Source organism: Oceanicella sp. (assembly GCF_056449545.1).
Genome location: NZ_JBWOMN010000117.1, coordinates 24,918 through 40,329, shown reverse-complemented (window position 1 = coordinate 40,329; position 15,412 = coordinate 24,918). Strand labels below are relative to the sequence as shown.

General features: G+C 68.0%; 15 protein-coding genes. 11 read left to right on the top strand and 4 right to left on the bottom strand.

Features of this window, described 5'->3' with window-relative positions; all coding sequences use genetic code 11:
* Positions 1–45: 45 nt before the first annotated feature.
* Complete coding sequence (locus tag AC1HC7_RS15280; RefSeq protein ID WP_479495751.1) at positions 46–732, bottom strand: sugar transferase; 687 nt, start codon at positions 730–732, stop codon at positions 46–48.
* Positions 733–1,162: 430 nt separating this feature from the next.
* Between AC1HC7_RS15280 and AC1HC7_RS15275 the strand changes: the two genes are divergently transcribed.
* The 7 genes from AC1HC7_RS15275 to AC1HC7_RS15245 all read left to right on the top strand — a co-directional run bounded on the left by AC1HC7_RS15275 (position 1,163) and on the right by AC1HC7_RS15245 (position 7,558).
* Positions 1,163–1,810 (top strand): polysaccharide biosynthesis/export family protein, encoded by a 648-nt coding sequence (locus tag AC1HC7_RS15275; protein WP_479495752.1) that lies wholly within the window; start codon positions 1,163–1,165, stop codon positions 1,808–1,810.
* A gap of 10 nt (positions 1,811–1,820) precedes the next feature.
* Positions 1,821–3,053, top strand: coding sequence for a hypothetical protein (locus tag AC1HC7_RS15270; RefSeq protein WP_479495753.1), 1,233 nt, complete (start codon positions 1,821–1,823; stop codon positions 3,051–3,053).
* 132 nt (positions 3,054–3,185) lie between these two features.
* Positions 3,186–3,755 (top strand): dTDP-4-dehydrorhamnose 3,5-epimerase, encoded by a 570-nt coding sequence (rfbC, locus tag AC1HC7_RS15265; RefSeq protein WP_479495754.1) that lies wholly within the window; start codon positions 3,186–3,188, stop codon positions 3,753–3,755.
* Between the two features lie 23 nt (positions 3,756–3,778).
* On the top strand, positions 3,779–4,828 hold the full coding sequence (gene rfbB, locus AC1HC7_RS15260; RefSeq protein ID WP_479495845.1) for a dTDP-glucose 4,6-dehydratase: 1,050 nt from the start codon (positions 3,779–3,781) through the stop codon (positions 4,826–4,828).
* Complete coding sequence (gene rfbD, locus AC1HC7_RS15255; RefSeq protein WP_479495755.1) at positions 4,828–5,733, top strand: dTDP-4-dehydrorhamnose reductase; 906 nt, start codon at positions 4,828–4,830, stop codon at positions 5,731–5,733. Before rfbB ends, rfbD begins: the two co-directional genes overlap by 1 nt.
* Positions 5,730–6,602: a glucose-1-phosphate thymidylyltransferase RfbA gene (gene rfbA / locus AC1HC7_RS15250; protein WP_479495756.1), complete on the top strand. Its 873-nt coding sequence runs from the start codon at positions 5,730–5,732 to the stop codon at positions 6,600–6,602. Before rfbD ends, rfbA begins: the two co-directional genes overlap by 4 nt.
* Positions 6,599–7,558: a glycosyltransferase family 2 protein gene (locus AC1HC7_RS15245; RefSeq protein WP_479495757.1), complete on the top strand. Its 960-nt coding sequence runs from the start codon at positions 6,599–6,601 to the stop codon at positions 7,556–7,558. The genes rfbA and AC1HC7_RS15245 overlap by 4 nt, the downstream gene beginning before the upstream one ends.
* Positions 7,559–7,584: 26 nt before the next feature.
* Here AC1HC7_RS15245 and AC1HC7_RS15240 read toward each other — a convergent pair whose 3' ends face one another.
* Positions 7,585–8,802: a glycosyltransferase family 4 protein gene (locus AC1HC7_RS15240; protein ID WP_479495758.1), complete on the bottom strand. Its 1,218-nt coding sequence runs from the start codon at positions 8,800–8,802 to the stop codon at positions 7,585–7,587.
* 216 nt (positions 8,803–9,018) lie between these two features.
* Here AC1HC7_RS15240 and AC1HC7_RS15235 point away from each other — a divergent pair, with 216 nt between their 5' ends.
* The 4 genes from AC1HC7_RS15235 to AC1HC7_RS15220 are packed head-to-tail and all read left to right on the top strand — an operon-like array spanning position 9,019 to position 12,942.
* Complete coding sequence (locus AC1HC7_RS15235; RefSeq protein ID WP_479495759.1) at positions 9,019–10,440, top strand: UbiA family prenyltransferase; 1,422 nt, start codon at positions 9,019–9,021, stop codon at positions 10,438–10,440.
* The gene (locus AC1HC7_RS15230) at positions 10,437–10,889 is read left to right on the top strand and encodes a GtrA family protein (protein WP_479495760.1); all 453 of its coding nucleotides are present in this window, start codon (positions 10,437–10,439) and stop codon (positions 10,887–10,889) included. The genes AC1HC7_RS15235 and AC1HC7_RS15230 overlap by 4 nt, the downstream gene beginning before the upstream one ends.
* Positions 10,886–12,208, top strand: coding sequence for an FAD-binding oxidoreductase (locus tag AC1HC7_RS15225; RefSeq protein WP_479495761.1), 1,323 nt, complete (start codon positions 10,886–10,888; stop codon positions 12,206–12,208). The genes AC1HC7_RS15230 and AC1HC7_RS15225 overlap by 4 nt, the downstream gene beginning before the upstream one ends.
* A complete protein-coding gene (locus AC1HC7_RS15220) occupies positions 12,205–12,942 on the top strand; it encodes an SDR family oxidoreductase (RefSeq protein WP_479495762.1) in 738 nt (245 codons plus the stop codon). The genes AC1HC7_RS15225 and AC1HC7_RS15220 overlap by 4 nt, the downstream gene beginning before the upstream one ends.
* A 12-nt stretch (positions 12,943–12,954) precedes the next feature.
* Here the strand turns inward: AC1HC7_RS15220 and AC1HC7_RS15215 are convergent, their stop codons facing one another.
* Both AC1HC7_RS15215 and AC1HC7_RS15210 read right to left on the bottom strand, forming a co-directional pair.
* Positions 12,955–13,896, bottom strand: a complete 942-nt coding sequence (locus AC1HC7_RS15215; RefSeq protein WP_479495763.1) for a glycosyltransferase family 2 protein — start codon at positions 13,894–13,896, stop codon at positions 12,955–12,957.
* An 18-nt stretch (positions 13,897–13,914) separates the two neighbouring features.
* A complete protein-coding gene (locus tag AC1HC7_RS15210; RefSeq protein WP_479495764.1) occupies positions 13,915–15,108 on the bottom strand; it encodes a glycosyltransferase family 4 protein in 1,194 nt (397 codons plus the stop codon).
* Positions 15,109–15,412: the final 304 nt, after the last annotated feature.

The window sequence follows — 15,412 nt, the reverse complement described above, 5'->3', positions numbered from 1 at the left end:
CTGATGGGCGGCTTTTGCGTCACTGGCGGCTTTGTCGGGACGAGGTCAGCAGCCGGTCTGGCGCAGCACCACGCCCACGGTCTTGGCGATGGTCGCCACATCGGTCCCGAAGCCGACTTCGCGCGCATAGCGGGCGTCGTGGATGGCGCGGGCGGCGAAGGAGCTGTCGTTGCGGTCGCCCACCTGCCAGAACCCGGTGAGCCCCGGACGCAGCGCGTAATAGGCGGCGCCGACATAGAGATCCTTCTGCTCGGGAGTGAAGGGGCGGGGGCCGACGATGCTCATCTCGCCGACAAAGATGTTCCACAGCTGGGGCAGTTCGTCGAGCGAGGTGCGGCGCAGCAGGGCGCCGAAGCGGGTGATGCGCGGGTCGTTGCGCAGTTTCTGGTCGCGGGCCCATTCGGCGGCGGCGGCGGGATCGGCGGCCAGATGGGCGGCGAGCTTCTCGTCCGCGCCCTCGACCATGGTGCGAATCTTCCAGCACTTGAAGACCTGGCCGCCGCGGCCGACCCGTTCATGACCGAAGAAGGCCGGGCCGCCGTCGCGCCGGGCCATGAACGCCATCAGCGCCACCAGCGGCAAAACCACCGGCGAGGCCAGAAGAATGAGAAACACGTCCAGCGCGCGCTTGCCAAAGGTCGAATAGACGCCCTGCGCATCGGAGGAGTTCGCATCGATCGCCATGAAATCGGCGGTCATGCGCACGTTCTTGTCAGTGACGTTGTTATACAATTTCTTACTCCCGTTTACCGGCGAAACACACCGGTCTTGCTCTGGATGGCCGGAAAAACAAATCGGCCGAGCATTCACCCCAAAGACGAGCCGTCGCGGCGCGGAACCTTCAGCAGACCAAATGCCGATTTTGCAGGGCCCCCACGGCCCGTTGCGATCCCTTCGTCCTCACACGGTGAAAACATCACACAAAAACATATAAAACTCAACTCGAATCTGGCTTAACGGCCTCAACGCAAAGGGAATCGGCGCCCGCCGCTCCACGCCCACGAAAACCTCACCAAACCCCTAACACCTGAGACAAGAAGGCCACGCAATTAGGACGAAATTATGAAACATGCAGCATTGTCGATGATAGAAGTGGAAAGCGCTGGCGGATTCGGGCAAGAATCCGCGTTAATGTGCCACTGAAATGTAGGGGAGTGGAGCCTTGAGAAAACTTGCTTTTTTTGCGTCATGCCTGCTGCTTGCGGTTGCCGCGCATCTGCAGCTCGTCGGTGCGGCGCAGGCGCAGACCGGCTACTACCGGATTCAGGCCGGAGATCAGCTGAGCGTCACCGTGCTTGAAGATCCGAACATGAACAGGACCGTGCTGGTTCGACCCGACGGCCGCATCACCCTGCCCATCGCCGGGTCGGTCCGCGCCGAGGGCCTGTCGCCCGAACGGCTGGAGCAGGTGCTTCAGCAGCGATTCGCCCGCGGCTTCGAGATCACCCCGACGGTGACCGTGGCGCTGCGCTTCATCGCCTCGGCCAAGGACGCCGCGGTCGAGGCGGCGGATCTCGTCACCATCTATTTCCTCGGCCAGGTCGGGAAGCCGGGCCCGCTGGTGCTGGAAGAACCCATCAGCATCCTCAAGGCGCTGGCGCTGGTCGGCGGCCCCGGGCGGTTCGCCGATCTCAACGACATCCAGATCCGCCGCAGCGCCGACCCCGAGGAGCCCGGCGGCGCGGTCGGCCCCGAGGAGATCATGATCTTCAACTACGATCTGATCGAGGACGGCGATCCGGCGCAGGCCAACATCATGCTGCAGGACGGCGACGTGGTCGTGGTGCCCGAGCGCGGGCTGTTCAACTGAGGCCAGCGACATGACCCTGCTCCGCATGACGACCGCGGCGACGGCGATCGCGCTGGGCGCGTTCGCCGGCGCGCCGGCGGGCCTTGCCGATGAAAGCGTCACCGGCAAGGTCTCGCAGCGATTCTACGCGTCAAGCAACCCCAAGCTCAGGTCCAGCAATGTCGAGGAAACCGTGGGTTCGGTCACGCGGCTGAATCTTTCCTACGCCAATGAAACCCCGCGCTCGTCCTTCTTTCTGGGCACCGGGGTCAATTTCAGCGCCGCGACCGGCAAGAGCAACGACGACCTGAGCGGGCTGTTTCCGGACGTGAACGGCAAATACACCTATGGCTTCACCGACGCGGCGCTGAACCTGCGCTTCAACGCCGCGGTCACCCCGGTGTCGTTCCTGGCCAGCCGCGGCGTGGTGCTGGACGACAGCGGCGAACCGATCGAAGACCCCGACGACCTGACGTTTTCGGACGATTCGATCGAACTGCGCTTCGGCGGCTCGGTGGGCTTCACCCAGACCATCAACGAACGCAGTTCGTTCGGGGTCAACCTGAGCGCGAGGCGCAAGGATTTCATCGACAGTTCCGCGAACCTGACCCCCAACACCTCGGTCAGCCTCGGCAGCAACTATTCGCGCAGCATATCCGAGCGCACCAGCGCCAACGCCAGCGCCAGCCTGGGCTATTTCCAGGCGGAGAACGACGCCGATCGCGAGACCTACACGCTCAGCCTGTCTGGCGGGTTCAACAAGCAGGTCTCGCCGCGACTGACGATCAACGGCCAGCTCGGCCCGTCATTCTCGATCACCAGGGAAACCGACACGGTGACCGACAAGCGGTCGAGCGACGAACGCATCTCGGCCAATCTCAACTTCTCGTTCGACTATGACAGCAGCGTCAACACGTCGTATTCGGGCGGGATCAGCAACGGCGTGGCGCCGAGCTCGCGCGGCGCGGCGGTCAACGTGGCGGCGATTCGTCTGGGCATGGCGCATCAGATCAATTCCTATTCGAGCCTCAATCTCGGCGCCCGCCTGTCCTTCAGGACCGCGCTGTTCGGGGCGGAGGGCTCGACGGAAAGCATCGACGACCGGCTGTTCCTCAACACCAGCGTCACCTACCGCTACCAGATCTCGGAAACCGTCAACGCCAATGTCGGCTATGCGTTCCGCTGGCGCGACACCGACGGCAACAAGGCCATGACCCACAACGTGTTCATGACCCTGACCAAGGGCTTCACGCTTCTGCCCTGATCCTGCGCCATCGTCATGCGGGGATCGGGGCGCCGGGGACGCGCGCCATCGAATCCCCGGCGCCGGCGGGGCGCCTGGCGAATCATCGGGTCCCGGAACAATGCGGCGCCGCCGCGCAATGGTGACGAAGACATGCTGATCGAACCGCTCGACCTTCCCGGCCTCGCGCTGCTGACCCCGCCCCGCTACGGCGACGACCGCGGCTGGTTCTCCGAGGTCTGGAACGCGCGCCGCATGATGGAGGCCGGATACGGCTATGATTTCGTGCAGGACAACCATTCGCTGTCGCGCGACGCGGGCACCCTGCGCGGGCTGCATTTCCAGGCCCCGCCCGCCGCGCAGACCAAGCTGGTGCGCTGCACCGCCGGGGCGATCTTCGACGTGGCGGTGGACGTGCGCAAGGGCTCGCCCACCTACGGCGCCTGGCGCGGCGTGCGGCTCGACCCCGAGACCGGCGCGCAATTGGTCGTGCCGCGCGGCTTCCTTCACGGTTTCCTCACCCTCAGGCCCGATACCGAAGTGCACTACAAGGTGGACGCCTATTACGAGGCGGCCTGCGACGGCGCCGTGGCCTGGGACGACCCGGACATCGCCGTCGACTGGCCGCTGGCCGAGGCCGGCGTGAGCGCGCCGATCCTGTCGGCCAAGGATGCGGCGGCGCCGGTGCTGGCGATGTTCCGATCGCCGTTCGACTACGCGTAGAACCCGGAGCGCATGAGATGAGCATGAAACTTATGGTCACCGGCGGCGCCGGCTTCATCGGCTCGGCGGTGATCCGCCACGCCATGCGCGATCATGGCGCCGCCATCGTCAATGTCGACAAGCTGACCTACGCCGCGACGCCCGAGGCGCTGGAGGACTGCGCCGACAGCCCCGATTACACGCTGGTCAAGGCCGACATCGCCGACGCCGACGCCATGCGCGCCGCCTTCGCCGCGCATCAACCCGACGCGGTGATGCATCTGGCGGCCGAAAGCCATGTGGACCGTTCCATCGACGGGCCCGCCGCCTTCATCGAGACCAACATCGTCGGCGCCTTCACGCTGCTGGAGGCGGCGCGCGACTACTGGACCGCGCTGCCCGGGGCGCGCAAGTCGGAGTTCCGCTTTCATCACGTCTCCACCGATGAGGTGTTCGGCTCCCTCGCGCCCAGCGATCCCGGCTTCAGCGAGACCACGCCCTACGCCCCCAACAGCCCCTATTCCGCCAGCAAGGCCGCCTCGGACCATCTGGTGCGCGCCTGGGGCGAGACCTACGGACTGCCGGTCGTCACCTCCAACTGCTCGAACAATTACGGCCCCTGGCAGTTTCCCGAGAAGCTGATCCCGGTGATGGCCATCGCCGCGCGCGAGGGCCGCCCCCTGCCGGTCTACGGCAAGGGCGAGAACGTGCGCGACTGGCTGCATGTCGAAGACCACGCCCGCGCGCTGTGGCTGGTGCTGACGAAGGGGCGGCTGGGCGAGACCTACAATATCGGCGGCAACGCCGAGCGCACCAACATGCAGGTGGTGCAGGCGCTGTGCGGCTGGATGGACCGGCGCTTTCCCGAGGCGGCGCCCCATGACAGGCTGGTGGAATTCGTCACCGACCGCCCCGGCCACGACCTGCGCTACGCCATCGACGCCGCCAAGGCGACCGCCGAACTGGGCTGGTCGCCGCGCGAAACCTTCGAATCCGGGCTCGCGGGCACGCTCGACTGGTTCATGGCCCACGAGGACTGGTGGCGCGGCGTGCGTGCGCGCCGCTATGACGGCGCGCGACTGGGCGCCGCCTGATGCGCATCCTGGTGATCGGTCGCACCGGGCAGCTCGCCCGGTCGCTGGCGCAATCGCAAACGACCTCGGGCGGCGATCATGTCCTGACGTTCCTGGGGCGCGAGGCGCTTGACCTCGCCGATCCCGCCGCCGCCGAGGCCGCGGTGGTCGCGGCCCGCCCGGATCTGCTGGTCAACGCCGCCGCCTACACCGGGGTCGACAAGGCCGAGACCGAACCGGATCTGGCGCATCTGATCAACGCCGAGGGCCCCGGCGCGCTGGCGCGCGGCGCGGCGCGGGTCGGCGCCGGGATGGTGCATGTCTCCACCGACTACGTGTTCGACGGCGCCAGAACCGGCGAATGGCTGCCCGACGACCCCACCGGGCCGCTCGGGGTCTACGGCGCCACCAAGCTGGCCGGGGAATCGGCGGTGCTCGACGCCAATCCGCGCAGCGCCGTCCTGCGCACCAGCTGGGTGTATTCGCCTTTCGGGCGCAATTTCGTGAAGACCATGATCGGGCTGGCCGATCGCGACCGCCTGACCATCGTCGCCGATCAGCGCGGCAAGCCGACCTCGGCGCTGGATCTGGGCGAGGCGATCCTCGCCATCGCCCCGCAGCTGCGCGCGCCGGCGGGCGCCCCGGTCTGGGGCCTGCACCACTACGCCGGCGCCGGCGAAACCAACTGGGCCGAATTCGCCGGCGAGATCTTCGCGCTGGCCGAGGGCCGCCTGACCCCGGCGCGCCCGGAGATCGCGCCCATCGCCACCGCCGATTACCCCACCCCGGCGGAGCGGCCGCTGAATTCGTCGCTCGACTGTTCGGGGTTTGAAAACACCTTCGGCGTATCCATGGTCCCGTGGCGCAAGGCGCTGGCGCGGGTGGTGCGCCAACTGGCCGGCAATCGCGACGGGAGCGGGACATGAAGGGCATCATCCTCGCCGGGGGGTCGGGCACGCGGCTGCATCCGGTGACGCGCGGCGTTTCCAAGCAATTGCTGCCGGTCTATGACAAGCCGATGATCTACTATCCGCTGTCCGTGCTGATGCTGGCCGGAATTCGCGACGTGCTGATCATCACCACGCCCCATGACGCCGATCAGTTTCACCGCCTGCTCGGCGACGGCGGCGACTGGGGGATCCGCCTGACCTACGCGGTGCAGCCCAGCCCCGACGGGCTGGCGCAGGCGTTCCTCATCGGGCGCGATTTCATCGGCGCCGACCCGGTGGCGCTGGTGCTCGGCGACAACATCTTCTACGGCCATGGGCTGGTGGATCTGCTCGACGCCGCCAAGGCGCGCAAGACCGGCGCCACGGTGTTCGGCTATCACGTGCGCGACCCGGAACGCTACGGCGTGGTCAGCTTCAACGCCGATGGCCGGGCCGAGGACATCGAGGAAAAGCCCGCGAACCCGAAATCCAGCTACGCGGTGACCGGGCTGTATTTCTACGACAACGACGTGATCGACATCGCCGCGAACGTCGCCCCGTCGCCGCGGGGCGAACTGGAGATCACCGACGTCAACAAGGCCTATCTGGCGCGCGGCGACCTGTATGTCGAGATGATGGGGCGCGGCTACGCCTGGCTCGACACCGGCACCCATGAAAGCCTGCTGCAGGCGGGCGCCTATGTGCAGACCATCGAGGACCGGCAGGGCTTGAAGATCGCCTGCCCCGAGGAAATCGCCTGGCGCAACGGCTGGATAGACGACGCGGCGGCGCTGGCGCTGGCCGCGCCGCTGCTGAAATCCGGCTATGGCCGCTATCTGGCGGAGCTGGTGGAGCAGGGACGGTGAGCGAGGCGCCCGACCCGCGCCCCGACATATCCATTGTCGTCATCAGCTGGAACACGCTGGCGATGACCCGCGACTGCCTTGCCTCGGTCTTCGCCAATCTGGGCGATCTGGACGCCGAGGTGATCCTTGTGGACAACGCCTCGTCCGACGGATCCGATGACATGGTCGCGGCGGAATTCCCCGACGCGGCGCTGATTCGCAACGCCGACAATCGCGGCTTCGCGGCGGCCAACAACCAGGGCTTCGCCATCGCCGGGGGCCGCCACGTGCTGCTGCTGAACTCCGACACGCTGATCCATGGCGACGTGCTGGCGCGATCGGTCGCGTGGATGGACGCGCATCCCGCCGCCGGGGCCATGGGCTGCCGGGTGCTCAACACCGATGGCGGCGTGCAGCTCACCTGCTCGCAATTCCCCAGCCTGCTGAACCTGATTCTCCAGACCACGGGGCTGGCGAAACTGAACCGGCCGCGGTTTTTCGGGCGCTATCACATGCGCCACTGGCGGCGCGACAGCGAGCGCGAGGTCGAATCGATCTCCGGCTGCTACCTGCTGGCGCGCGCCGAGGCCATGGCCGAAATCGGCCCGCTGGACGAGGCGTTCTTCTTTTACGGCGAGGAAACCGACTGGTGCCGCCGGTTCCGCGACGCCGGCTGGCAACTGGTCTTCGCGCCGGTGGGCGAGATCACCCATCACGGCGGCGGCTCGGTGAAGAAGCTCAACCACAAGCGCGACGTGATGCTGACCGAGGCCACCATCCGCCTGCATCGCAAGCATGGCGGGCTGATCCCGGCGGCGGCGTGCTGGTGCATACTCACCGGCTTCAACGCCAGCCGCGCGGCGTTCTGGTCACTGCGGGCGCTGGCCTCGTCCTCGGCCCACGCGCAGGAGCGCGCGCGGCATTTTCGCATGGTGACCCGCATGGCCGGCGCCGCCTGGCCCGCGGCCAAACCCTGATCCGGGGGCGATGCCGCAACCCGGCGTCAGGCCGGCAGGATTTCGCGATACAGCGCGATCATGCGGTCGGCCTTGGTCGGCCAGTCGCCGAAACCCGCCAGCCGGTCGCGCGCGCCCTGGCCCAGGCGGGCGCGCAGATCGGGGTCCTCCGCCAACGCGCGGATCGCCTGCGCGATGTCGCGCGCGAAGGGCTCGGGCTGTTCGGCCGTCACCTTGATCCCGCAGGTCTCGTCGATGATCGCGTCCGGGCCGCCGCGACCGGCGGCGATCACCGGCAGGCCCCAGCGCATGGCCTCGAACAGCACCCCGCCCATGGGTTCGCGAAACGACGGAAAGCAGAACACGTCGGCGGCTTCGTAGAGCCGCTCGACCTCGTCGCGCGGCACGGCGCCCAGAAACGTCACCCGATCGGCGACGCCCAGCGCCTCGGCCTCGGCGCGGCAAGCGGCGAGCTCGGGCCCGTCGCCGGCGCTGGTCAGGGTCACGCCGGGCAGATCGCCAAGCCGCGCCAGCGCCCGGATCACGTCGCGCAGCGCCTTGGTGCGCACCGAGCGGCCCACATGCAGCAGGCTGAGCCGCCCCGGCGCCGTCTGGCGCGCCACCTTCGCCGCCAGCCCGTCATTGGCGCGTTCCAGCGCCAGCTCGAAGCGGCGCAGCGGGATCGAGGCCAGCGCCGTGCGCACATAGGGCGCGACGCCCAGCACCAGCGCCGCCTCCGCATAGCCCCGGCGCAGCCACGGATCATGCGCAAGGCGAAGATCGTCAAGCCCGCGCAGCGCCGAAAACCCGCCATCGCGCCCGGCCTCCTCGCGGAACCCCGGCGGCGTCGACAGCCCGCCATCAAGCGGCCCGATCACGTAGGGAATGCCCTGACCGCGCAGCGGGGTGGCGTAGCGCATGGCTTGCGGCGCGATCTGATGGGCGACGTCAAAGCGCCGCCCGTCCCGCCTCGCCGCGGCGATCCAGCGGCGCACATGGCGGCAGAACAGCGGCCAGCCGGGCTTCACCATGGCGTTGAAGCGTTCGCGCTTCACCAGGAAGGGCGGCTCCAGCCAGGTCACGACCTCGGCCTCGGGCAGCTGATCGGCCAGCGGCTCGCGGCCCTGGCGATGGAAGGAAAGCAATGTCACATCGGCCTTGCGCGACAGGGCCTCGGCCCATTTGAAGGCCGAGAACACCCCGCCCACGTCGCCGCCATCCACATTGGCGCCGACCAGCAGCAGCTTCAGACGCGGATCCGGCACGTGAATCTCCCCGATTGCGCAACCCCGGAACGATGCGCGGCTGCGCGGTGATCCGCCCCGAAAAAGCCTTCCCCGCGCGCGAAAGTCAATCATCCGGGGCGGGGCGTGAAAACCGCGTAAACATCGCCCGATCGCCGGCGCCACTGTGCATGGCGGCGGCCTTCGGGTATTGTTCATCTCGGTGTCCGCCGCGTCGTTGCGTTTGGGAGTTGAAAATTGCTCGTCGTTGATCTTGATCGCTGTCTGATCCGCACGGACATGCTCTACGAGACGCTGTTCGACGGGCTGGCGAAACAGCCGATCCGCGCGCTGCTGACCCTGCTTCGGCTGCGCGACGGGCGGGCGTCGCTGAAAGCCGGGCTGGCCGATTTTTCCGACGTGGCGATCGCCGACCTGCCCTACAACGAGGAGGTCATCGCGCTGATCAAGGCCGCCCGCGCGCGGGGCGCGCGCGTGGCGCTGGTATCGGCCACCGACGAGCGGCTGACCCGCGCCGTCGCCGACCATCTGGGCCTGTTCGACGAGGCCCACGGATCGCGCCCCGGGCGCAACCTGAAAGGCGAGGCCAAGGCGGCGTTTCTGGCGGAGCGCTACGGCGAGCGCGGGTTTGACTATGTGGGCGACGCCGAGGCGGATGTGGAGGTCTGGCGGCGTGCGCGAAAGGCGATCACCGTCGGCGCCGGGCCCGGGCTGCGCGCCCGCGCCGAGGCGGCGGCCGGCGACGCCGCGCATGTCTCGCCGCCCAAGCCGGCGCCGCAGCGCTGGGCGCCGTATCTGAAAACCCTGCGGCCCCATCAATGGATGAAGAACGGACTGGTCTTCGTGCCGACGGTGGCGGCCCATGTCACCTCGCCCCCGGCCATGACCGCCGCCTCGCTGGCCTTTGTCAGCTTCAGCCTGACCTCGTCCAGCGTCTATATCATCAACGATCTTCTGGACCTGTCGGCGGATCGCGACCACCCGCGCAAGCGCGGCCGACCGCTGGCCAGCGGCGCGCTGCCGATCCGCCATGCGATGATCATGGCCCCGCTGCTGCTGCTGGGCGGGATCGGGCTGGCGGCGGCGACGCTGGCGCCGCTGTTCCTCGTGGTGCTGGGGATCTATTTCGTGTCGACCCTGGCCTATTCGCTGTTTCTGAAGCGGCGCCTGGTGATCGACATCTGCACCCTGGCGGGGCTTTACATCATGCGGGTGATCGCCGGCGCCATCGCCAACGACCTGGCCATATCGCCATGGACGCTGGCGTTTTTCGGGTTTCTGTTCCTGTCGCTGGCGGCGATGAAGCGCCAGACGGAGCTGGTGGACGGGCTGCGCACCGGCAAGGACCGGGCCGCCGGGCGCGCCTACGAGGTCGAGGACCTGCCCATCGTCGCCATGATGGCCATCGCCTCGGGCTACGTGTCGGTGCTGGTGCTGGCGCTTTACAGTTCGACCGAGACGGTGGCGGCGCTCTACACCTCGCCGCTGGTGCTGTGGGCGGCCTGCCCGATTCTGGCCTACTGGATCAGCCGGCAGGTGATGCTGGCGCATCGCGGGCGCATGGATGACGACCCGCTGGTCTTCGCCATGCGCGATCCGGTCAGCCTGACCTGCGCCGGGCTGGTGCTGCTGATCGGCGCCGCGGGGAACTACCTGTGAGCGCCGCCGAGCTGATCCTGCGCTACGCAAGCTTCGCGGCCGCCGCCGCCGCCTGCAATCTGGCGGTGCAGCGGCTGGTGCTGGGCGTCATCGACCCGCCCATCGGGCTGATCTTCGCGCTGGCCTGCGGCACCGGCGCCGGGCTGGTGGTCAAATACCTGCTCGACAAGCGCTGGATCTTCGCGGATCGGTCCAGCGGCGCGCGCGCCCATGCGGTGCGCTTCAGCGGCTACACCCTGATGGGCGCGGGCACGACGATGATCTTCTGGGGGACCGAGATCGCGTTTTACGCCATATGGGGCACTGATCTCATGCGCGAGATCGGCGCGGCGCTGGGGCTTTGCATCGGCTATGCGGTCAAGTACCGGCTGGACCGGCGGTTTGTTTTCGATCGCGCCGAGGCGGCCGCCCCGGGCGGGGGGCCGCTCGAAAGCCGGAGCCGGGAATGACCGGCGCGCGGCCGTTGTCGGGCTGGGGGCGGCGCCCGGTGCTCGACTGCCGGGTGTCGGCGCCCCGTTCGGAGACCGAGCTGGCGGCGCTGATGGCGCAGGGCCCGCTGATCCCGCGCGGCGCCGGGCGGGCCTATGGCGACAGTGCGCTGAACCCGACGTGCACGGCGTTGATGACCCGGTTCAACCGGATGCTGGATTTCGACCCCGCGACCGGCGATCTGACCGTCGAGGCCGGGGTGACGCTGGGCGACGTGGTCGCCGCCTTCCTGCCGCGCGGCTGGTTCGCCCCGGTGACGCCGGGCACCCGATTCGTCACCATCGGCGGCATGATCGCAGCGGATGTGCATGGCAAGAATCACCATGTGGCGGGGTCTTTCGGGGCGCATGTGCGCTGGCTGGACCTGATGACCGCCGAGGGCGCGCTGCGCTGTTCGCGCGAAGAGAACGCCGATCAGTTCGCCGCCGCCATCGGCGGCATGGGGCTGACCGGCGCGATCCTGCGCGCCTGTTTTCGCATGATCCCGGCCCCCACCGGCTGGATCCGCCGGCGCAGCGTCGCGGCGCCGGATCTCGACGCGGTGATGGCCGGGTTCGAGGCGGCGCGCGACGCGACCTATTCGGTGGCCTGGATCGACTGCCTGGCGCGCGGCGCGGCGCTGGGGCGGGCGCTGCTGCATCAGGGCGAGCATGCCGCAGCGGACGAGATCGGCGCCCGGCCGCGGATGCCGGCGCCGCGGCGGCGCATCGCCGTGCCGATGGACGCGCCGTCCTGGGCGCTGAACCGGCTGACGCTGCGCGCCTTCAACGCCGCCTATTACCGGCTTGGCGCGCGCGGCGCCGGGGCCGAGACCCTGGTGGGCTGGGAAAGCTTCTTCTATCCGCTCGACGCCGTCGAGGGCTGGAACCGGATCTACGGGCGACGCGGCTTCGTGCAGTTCCAGTGCGCATTGCCGCCGGACAGATCGCGCGCCGGACTGCGCGCCCTGCTCGGCGAAGTCTCCGACGAAGGCCAGGGCGCGTTCCTGGCGGTGCTGAAGCTGTTCGGACGGCAGGAAAGCGCGTTCTCCTTCCCCCGCGAAGGCTATACGCTGGCGCTGGATTTCCCGGCCTCGCGCCGGGCGCTGGCGCTGGTCGGACGACTGCACGCCATCGCCATCGACCATGGCGGGCGGTTCTACCTGGCCAAGGACGCGCTGCTGAGCCGAGCGGAGCTGGAGGCGTCGGACCCGCGCGTCGCGGCGTTCCGCAGGATGCGCGCGCGACGCGGCGCGGCGCAGGCGTTTCGCTCGGCGCAATCGGAAAGGCTTGACCTATGACCCCGCGACCCGTGCTGATCCTCGGCGGCGGCTCGGATATCGGGCTGGCGCTGGCGCACCGTTTCGCGCGCGCGGGGCGGCCGGTGCAGCTTGCCGCGCGAAAACCCGGAACGCTGGCCGAAAACTGCGCCGACATCGCGCTGCGCCATGGCGTCGAGGCCACCGCCCACGCGTTTGACGTGCGCGACGCCGCCGGGATGGGCGCGTTCTACGAAAGCCTGCCGCGGATGCCCGGGGTGGTGATTTCTGTGGTGGGGCTGCTGGGCGATCAGGCCCGGACCGCGCGCGATCCGGCGCAGGCGCGCCAGGTGGTGGAGACCAATTTCACCGGCCCCACGCTGGCGCTTGAAGAGGCCGCGCGCCGCCTCGCCGCGCTTGACGAGGACACCGCGATCATCGGCGTGAGTTCGGTGGCCGGGGATCGCGGGCGGGCGCGCAACTACTGGTACGGCGCCGCCAAGGCCGGGTTCACCGCGGCGCTTTCGGGCCTGCGCCAGACCCATGCCGATGACCGGGTGCACGTGATGACGGTGAAGCCCGGCTTCGTCGCCACCCGCATGACCGAGGGCATGGACCTGCCCCCGGCGCTGACCTCGACCCCCGAAGCGCTGGCGGATCTGGTGTTCGGGGCGCTGAAGCGCCGCCGCCACGTGGTCTATGACTGGAAATGGCGCATCGTCATGGGGATCATCCGCGCCCTGCCCGAAGGCGTGTTCCGCAAGATGAAATTCTGAGCCGGCCCGGGGTCATTCCCGGTTCCAGACGCCGCTCAGCTTGCGCGGATCGGCGCCGAAGCTCAGCGGCAGCATCTTGCGGGCGCGGTAGAGCCGTATGGTCACCAGCGCGCGAAACGCCAGCCAGCGTTCGCGAATCCCCTTGATTCGGTCCGAGCGCAGGATGCGCGGGATCTCGCCCAGCGGCGACAGCGCCACCGCCAGCGCCAGCGCCGCCCAGCGCAGGCGGCCCCACAGGCTTGCGGCGTAGGGTTCGAACAGATGGCCGATATGGCGGTCCCATTTCTTGTAGAGTTCGGCCATGGAGGTGCGCGCCGGGTGGAACACCACCATTTCCGCCGCGTAGATGATGCGGTAGCCAAGCTTGCCGGAGCGTTCGCCCCAATCCTTGTCCTCGGCGATGTGCAGCCCGCCGAACGGGCCGACCGCCGTCAGGGTCTCGCGCCGCATGGCGAGATTCCCGGTGCCGGTAAACCCCTGCTTTTCAATGTATTCCTTCATGCGGAAGGCAAAGACGCTCTCATAGGCCTCCAGCGCCGTGAGGTTGTCGGGATCGACCCGGGCGATGCGCACGTCGCCGCCCAGAATCTGCGCCTCGGGATCGCCGAACCGTCGGGCGACGGCGGCGAGCCAGCCCGGATCGGCGGTGCAGTCGGCGTCGATGAAGGCCAGCAGCGGCGCCCGCGTCAGCGCCGCGCCCTTGTTGCGCGCCGGGCCGGGGCCAGGGGTGGGCTCGGCGATCAGCCGCGCGTCGAATTCGGCGCAGACCTCGGCGGGCATGCGCCGCGATCCGTTGTCCACCACGATGATTTCGAAATCCGGAACCGCGCCGGTCTGCGCGCGCAGCGAGGCGAGGCAGCGGCGAAGAAAATCCTCCTGATTGAGATGCGGGATCACCACCCCGATCGCAGGGACGCCGGTTTCGGGATCCGAATCATCGCCGGAAAGCGTCATCGCGCCGCCCCTCTCGCGTCAGGCCAGCGTGGCATAGGCTTCGAGCAGGTTTCGGGTCTCGTTGGACCACAGGAATTCCTTTTCGGCGGTCGCGCGGCCGTAGTCGCCCATGCGCTTGCGCCGGTCCTTGTCGTCGAGCAGTTCGACAATGCCGCGCGCCATGGCCTCGGGCGTGCAATCCTCGACCACCAGCGCCGCGTCGCGCGATTCGCTTTTCGCCTGCTTCAGGTTGAACTGCACGAATGGCAGGCCGAGCATCATGTATTCGAACACCTTGTTCATCGACAGCTTGTCGTTGAAGCCGCTTTCCGGGTCCGGAATCACCCCCACGTCCAGCGCGCTCAGATGCGCCAGCAGGTCGTCGCCGGTGATGTAGCCGGCGAAATTCACCCGGTCATCGACATTGAGTTCCCGCGCCAGCGCCTTCAGATTGGCAAGCTCCGGCCCGTCGCCGACGATCAGGCAGCCGACATCGGCGCGCCCCAGATCATGGATGATATGGGCCATGGCGCGAATCAGGTAATCGACGCCGTCCTGCTTGGCCATGATCCCCACATAGCCCACCAGAAAGCGGTTTTCCTGCACCAGTTCGGGCTTGGGCGTCACATGGCGAAACCGTTCGATCAGCGGGTAGCTTTTCACCACCCAGACCTTGTCCGGGTCCATGCCGCCGCGATCCACGGCGATGCGCTTGAAGGTTTCGTTTGTGGCGATGGAGGCGTCGGCGAGCCCGAAGGTCCAGCGTTCGAACCGCTGCAGCATGGAATGCAGGAACCCGCGCTTGCCGAACTTGCTTTCATACAGTTCCGGGCTGAGATCGTGATGATCGAAGACGAATTTCTTGCCGCGGAAGATCTTGTGGAACATCGCCACCAGAAAGATCAGGTCGGGCGGGTTGCAGGCATGGATCACGTCAAACCCGTGCCGGCGCGCCACCTTGATCGACAGGCGGAATTCCGCGAACAGCGCCGAGGCGTATTCGATCAGGTAATCCTTGGCGCCGTTGGCCTCCAGCGGCAGGTGGTGGCGATAGACGTTGATGCCGTCGATGACCTCGTGGCGGGAATCATGCCCCTTGCCGGTGGGGCAGATCACCGAGACCCCATAGCCGGCGTTCTTGAGCGCGGTGGCCTCCTGCCAGACCCGTCGATCGAAGGGAACCGGCAGGTTCTCGACGATGATGAGCACGCTTCGCCCAATGCCCTGAGCCATCGATTCATCCATCTGCAACGCGGCGCCCGCGGTCATCTCGCCAACCTCAACACAAAAACGCCCCCAACATGGCGCATGCCGCGGCGAATCCGCGCAGGCGCATCGCGGCCCCGATCCCGACGCGCCGCACCGGAGTGGTATCAAAGGAAATAATTAAAATCGACTGACTTTCGCGTATTTCCAGTCATCGACGGGCGTGAGTTTGTTGCGCGCCCGTCGCGGGCTGACCGAATCCGTTGCCACGGCGTCGCAAGGCCGGGCGTCATGCGCATGAGAAAATTCTCAAATCGTGGCGCGTTCACGA

Coding starts and splice junctions, on each gene's coding strand:
- AC1HC7_RS15215 (WP_479495763.1), bottom strand. CDS start 13,896: ATGACGCTTTCCGGCGATGATTCGGATCCCGAAACCGGCGTCCCTGCG.
- AC1HC7_RS15225 (WP_479495761.1), top strand. CDS start 10,886: ATGACCGGCGCGCGGCCGTTGTCGGGCTGGGGGCGGCGCCCGGTGCTC.
- AC1HC7_RS15270 (WP_479495753.1), top strand. CDS start 1,821: ATGACCCTGCTCCGCATGACGACCGCGGCGACGGCGATCGCGCTGGGC.
- AC1HC7_RS15210 (WP_479495764.1), bottom strand. CDS start 15,108: ATGGCTCAGGGCATTGGGCGAAGCGTGCTCATCATCGTCGAGAACCTG.
- rfbA (WP_479495756.1), top strand. CDS start 5,730: ATGAAGGGCATCATCCTCGCCGGGGGGTCGGGCACGCGGCTGCATCCG.
- rfbD (WP_479495755.1), top strand. CDS start 4,828: ATGCGCATCCTGGTGATCGGTCGCACCGGGCAGCTCGCCCGGTCGCTG.
- AC1HC7_RS15220 (WP_479495762.1), top strand. CDS start 12,205: ATGACCCCGCGACCCGTGCTGATCCTCGGCGGCGGCTCGGATATCGGG.
- rfbC (WP_479495754.1), top strand. CDS start 3,186: ATGCTGATCGAACCGCTCGACCTTCCCGGCCTCGCGCTGCTGACCCCG.
- rfbB (WP_479495845.1), top strand. CDS start 3,779: ATGAAACTTATGGTCACCGGCGGCGCCGGCTTCATCGGCTCGGCGGTG.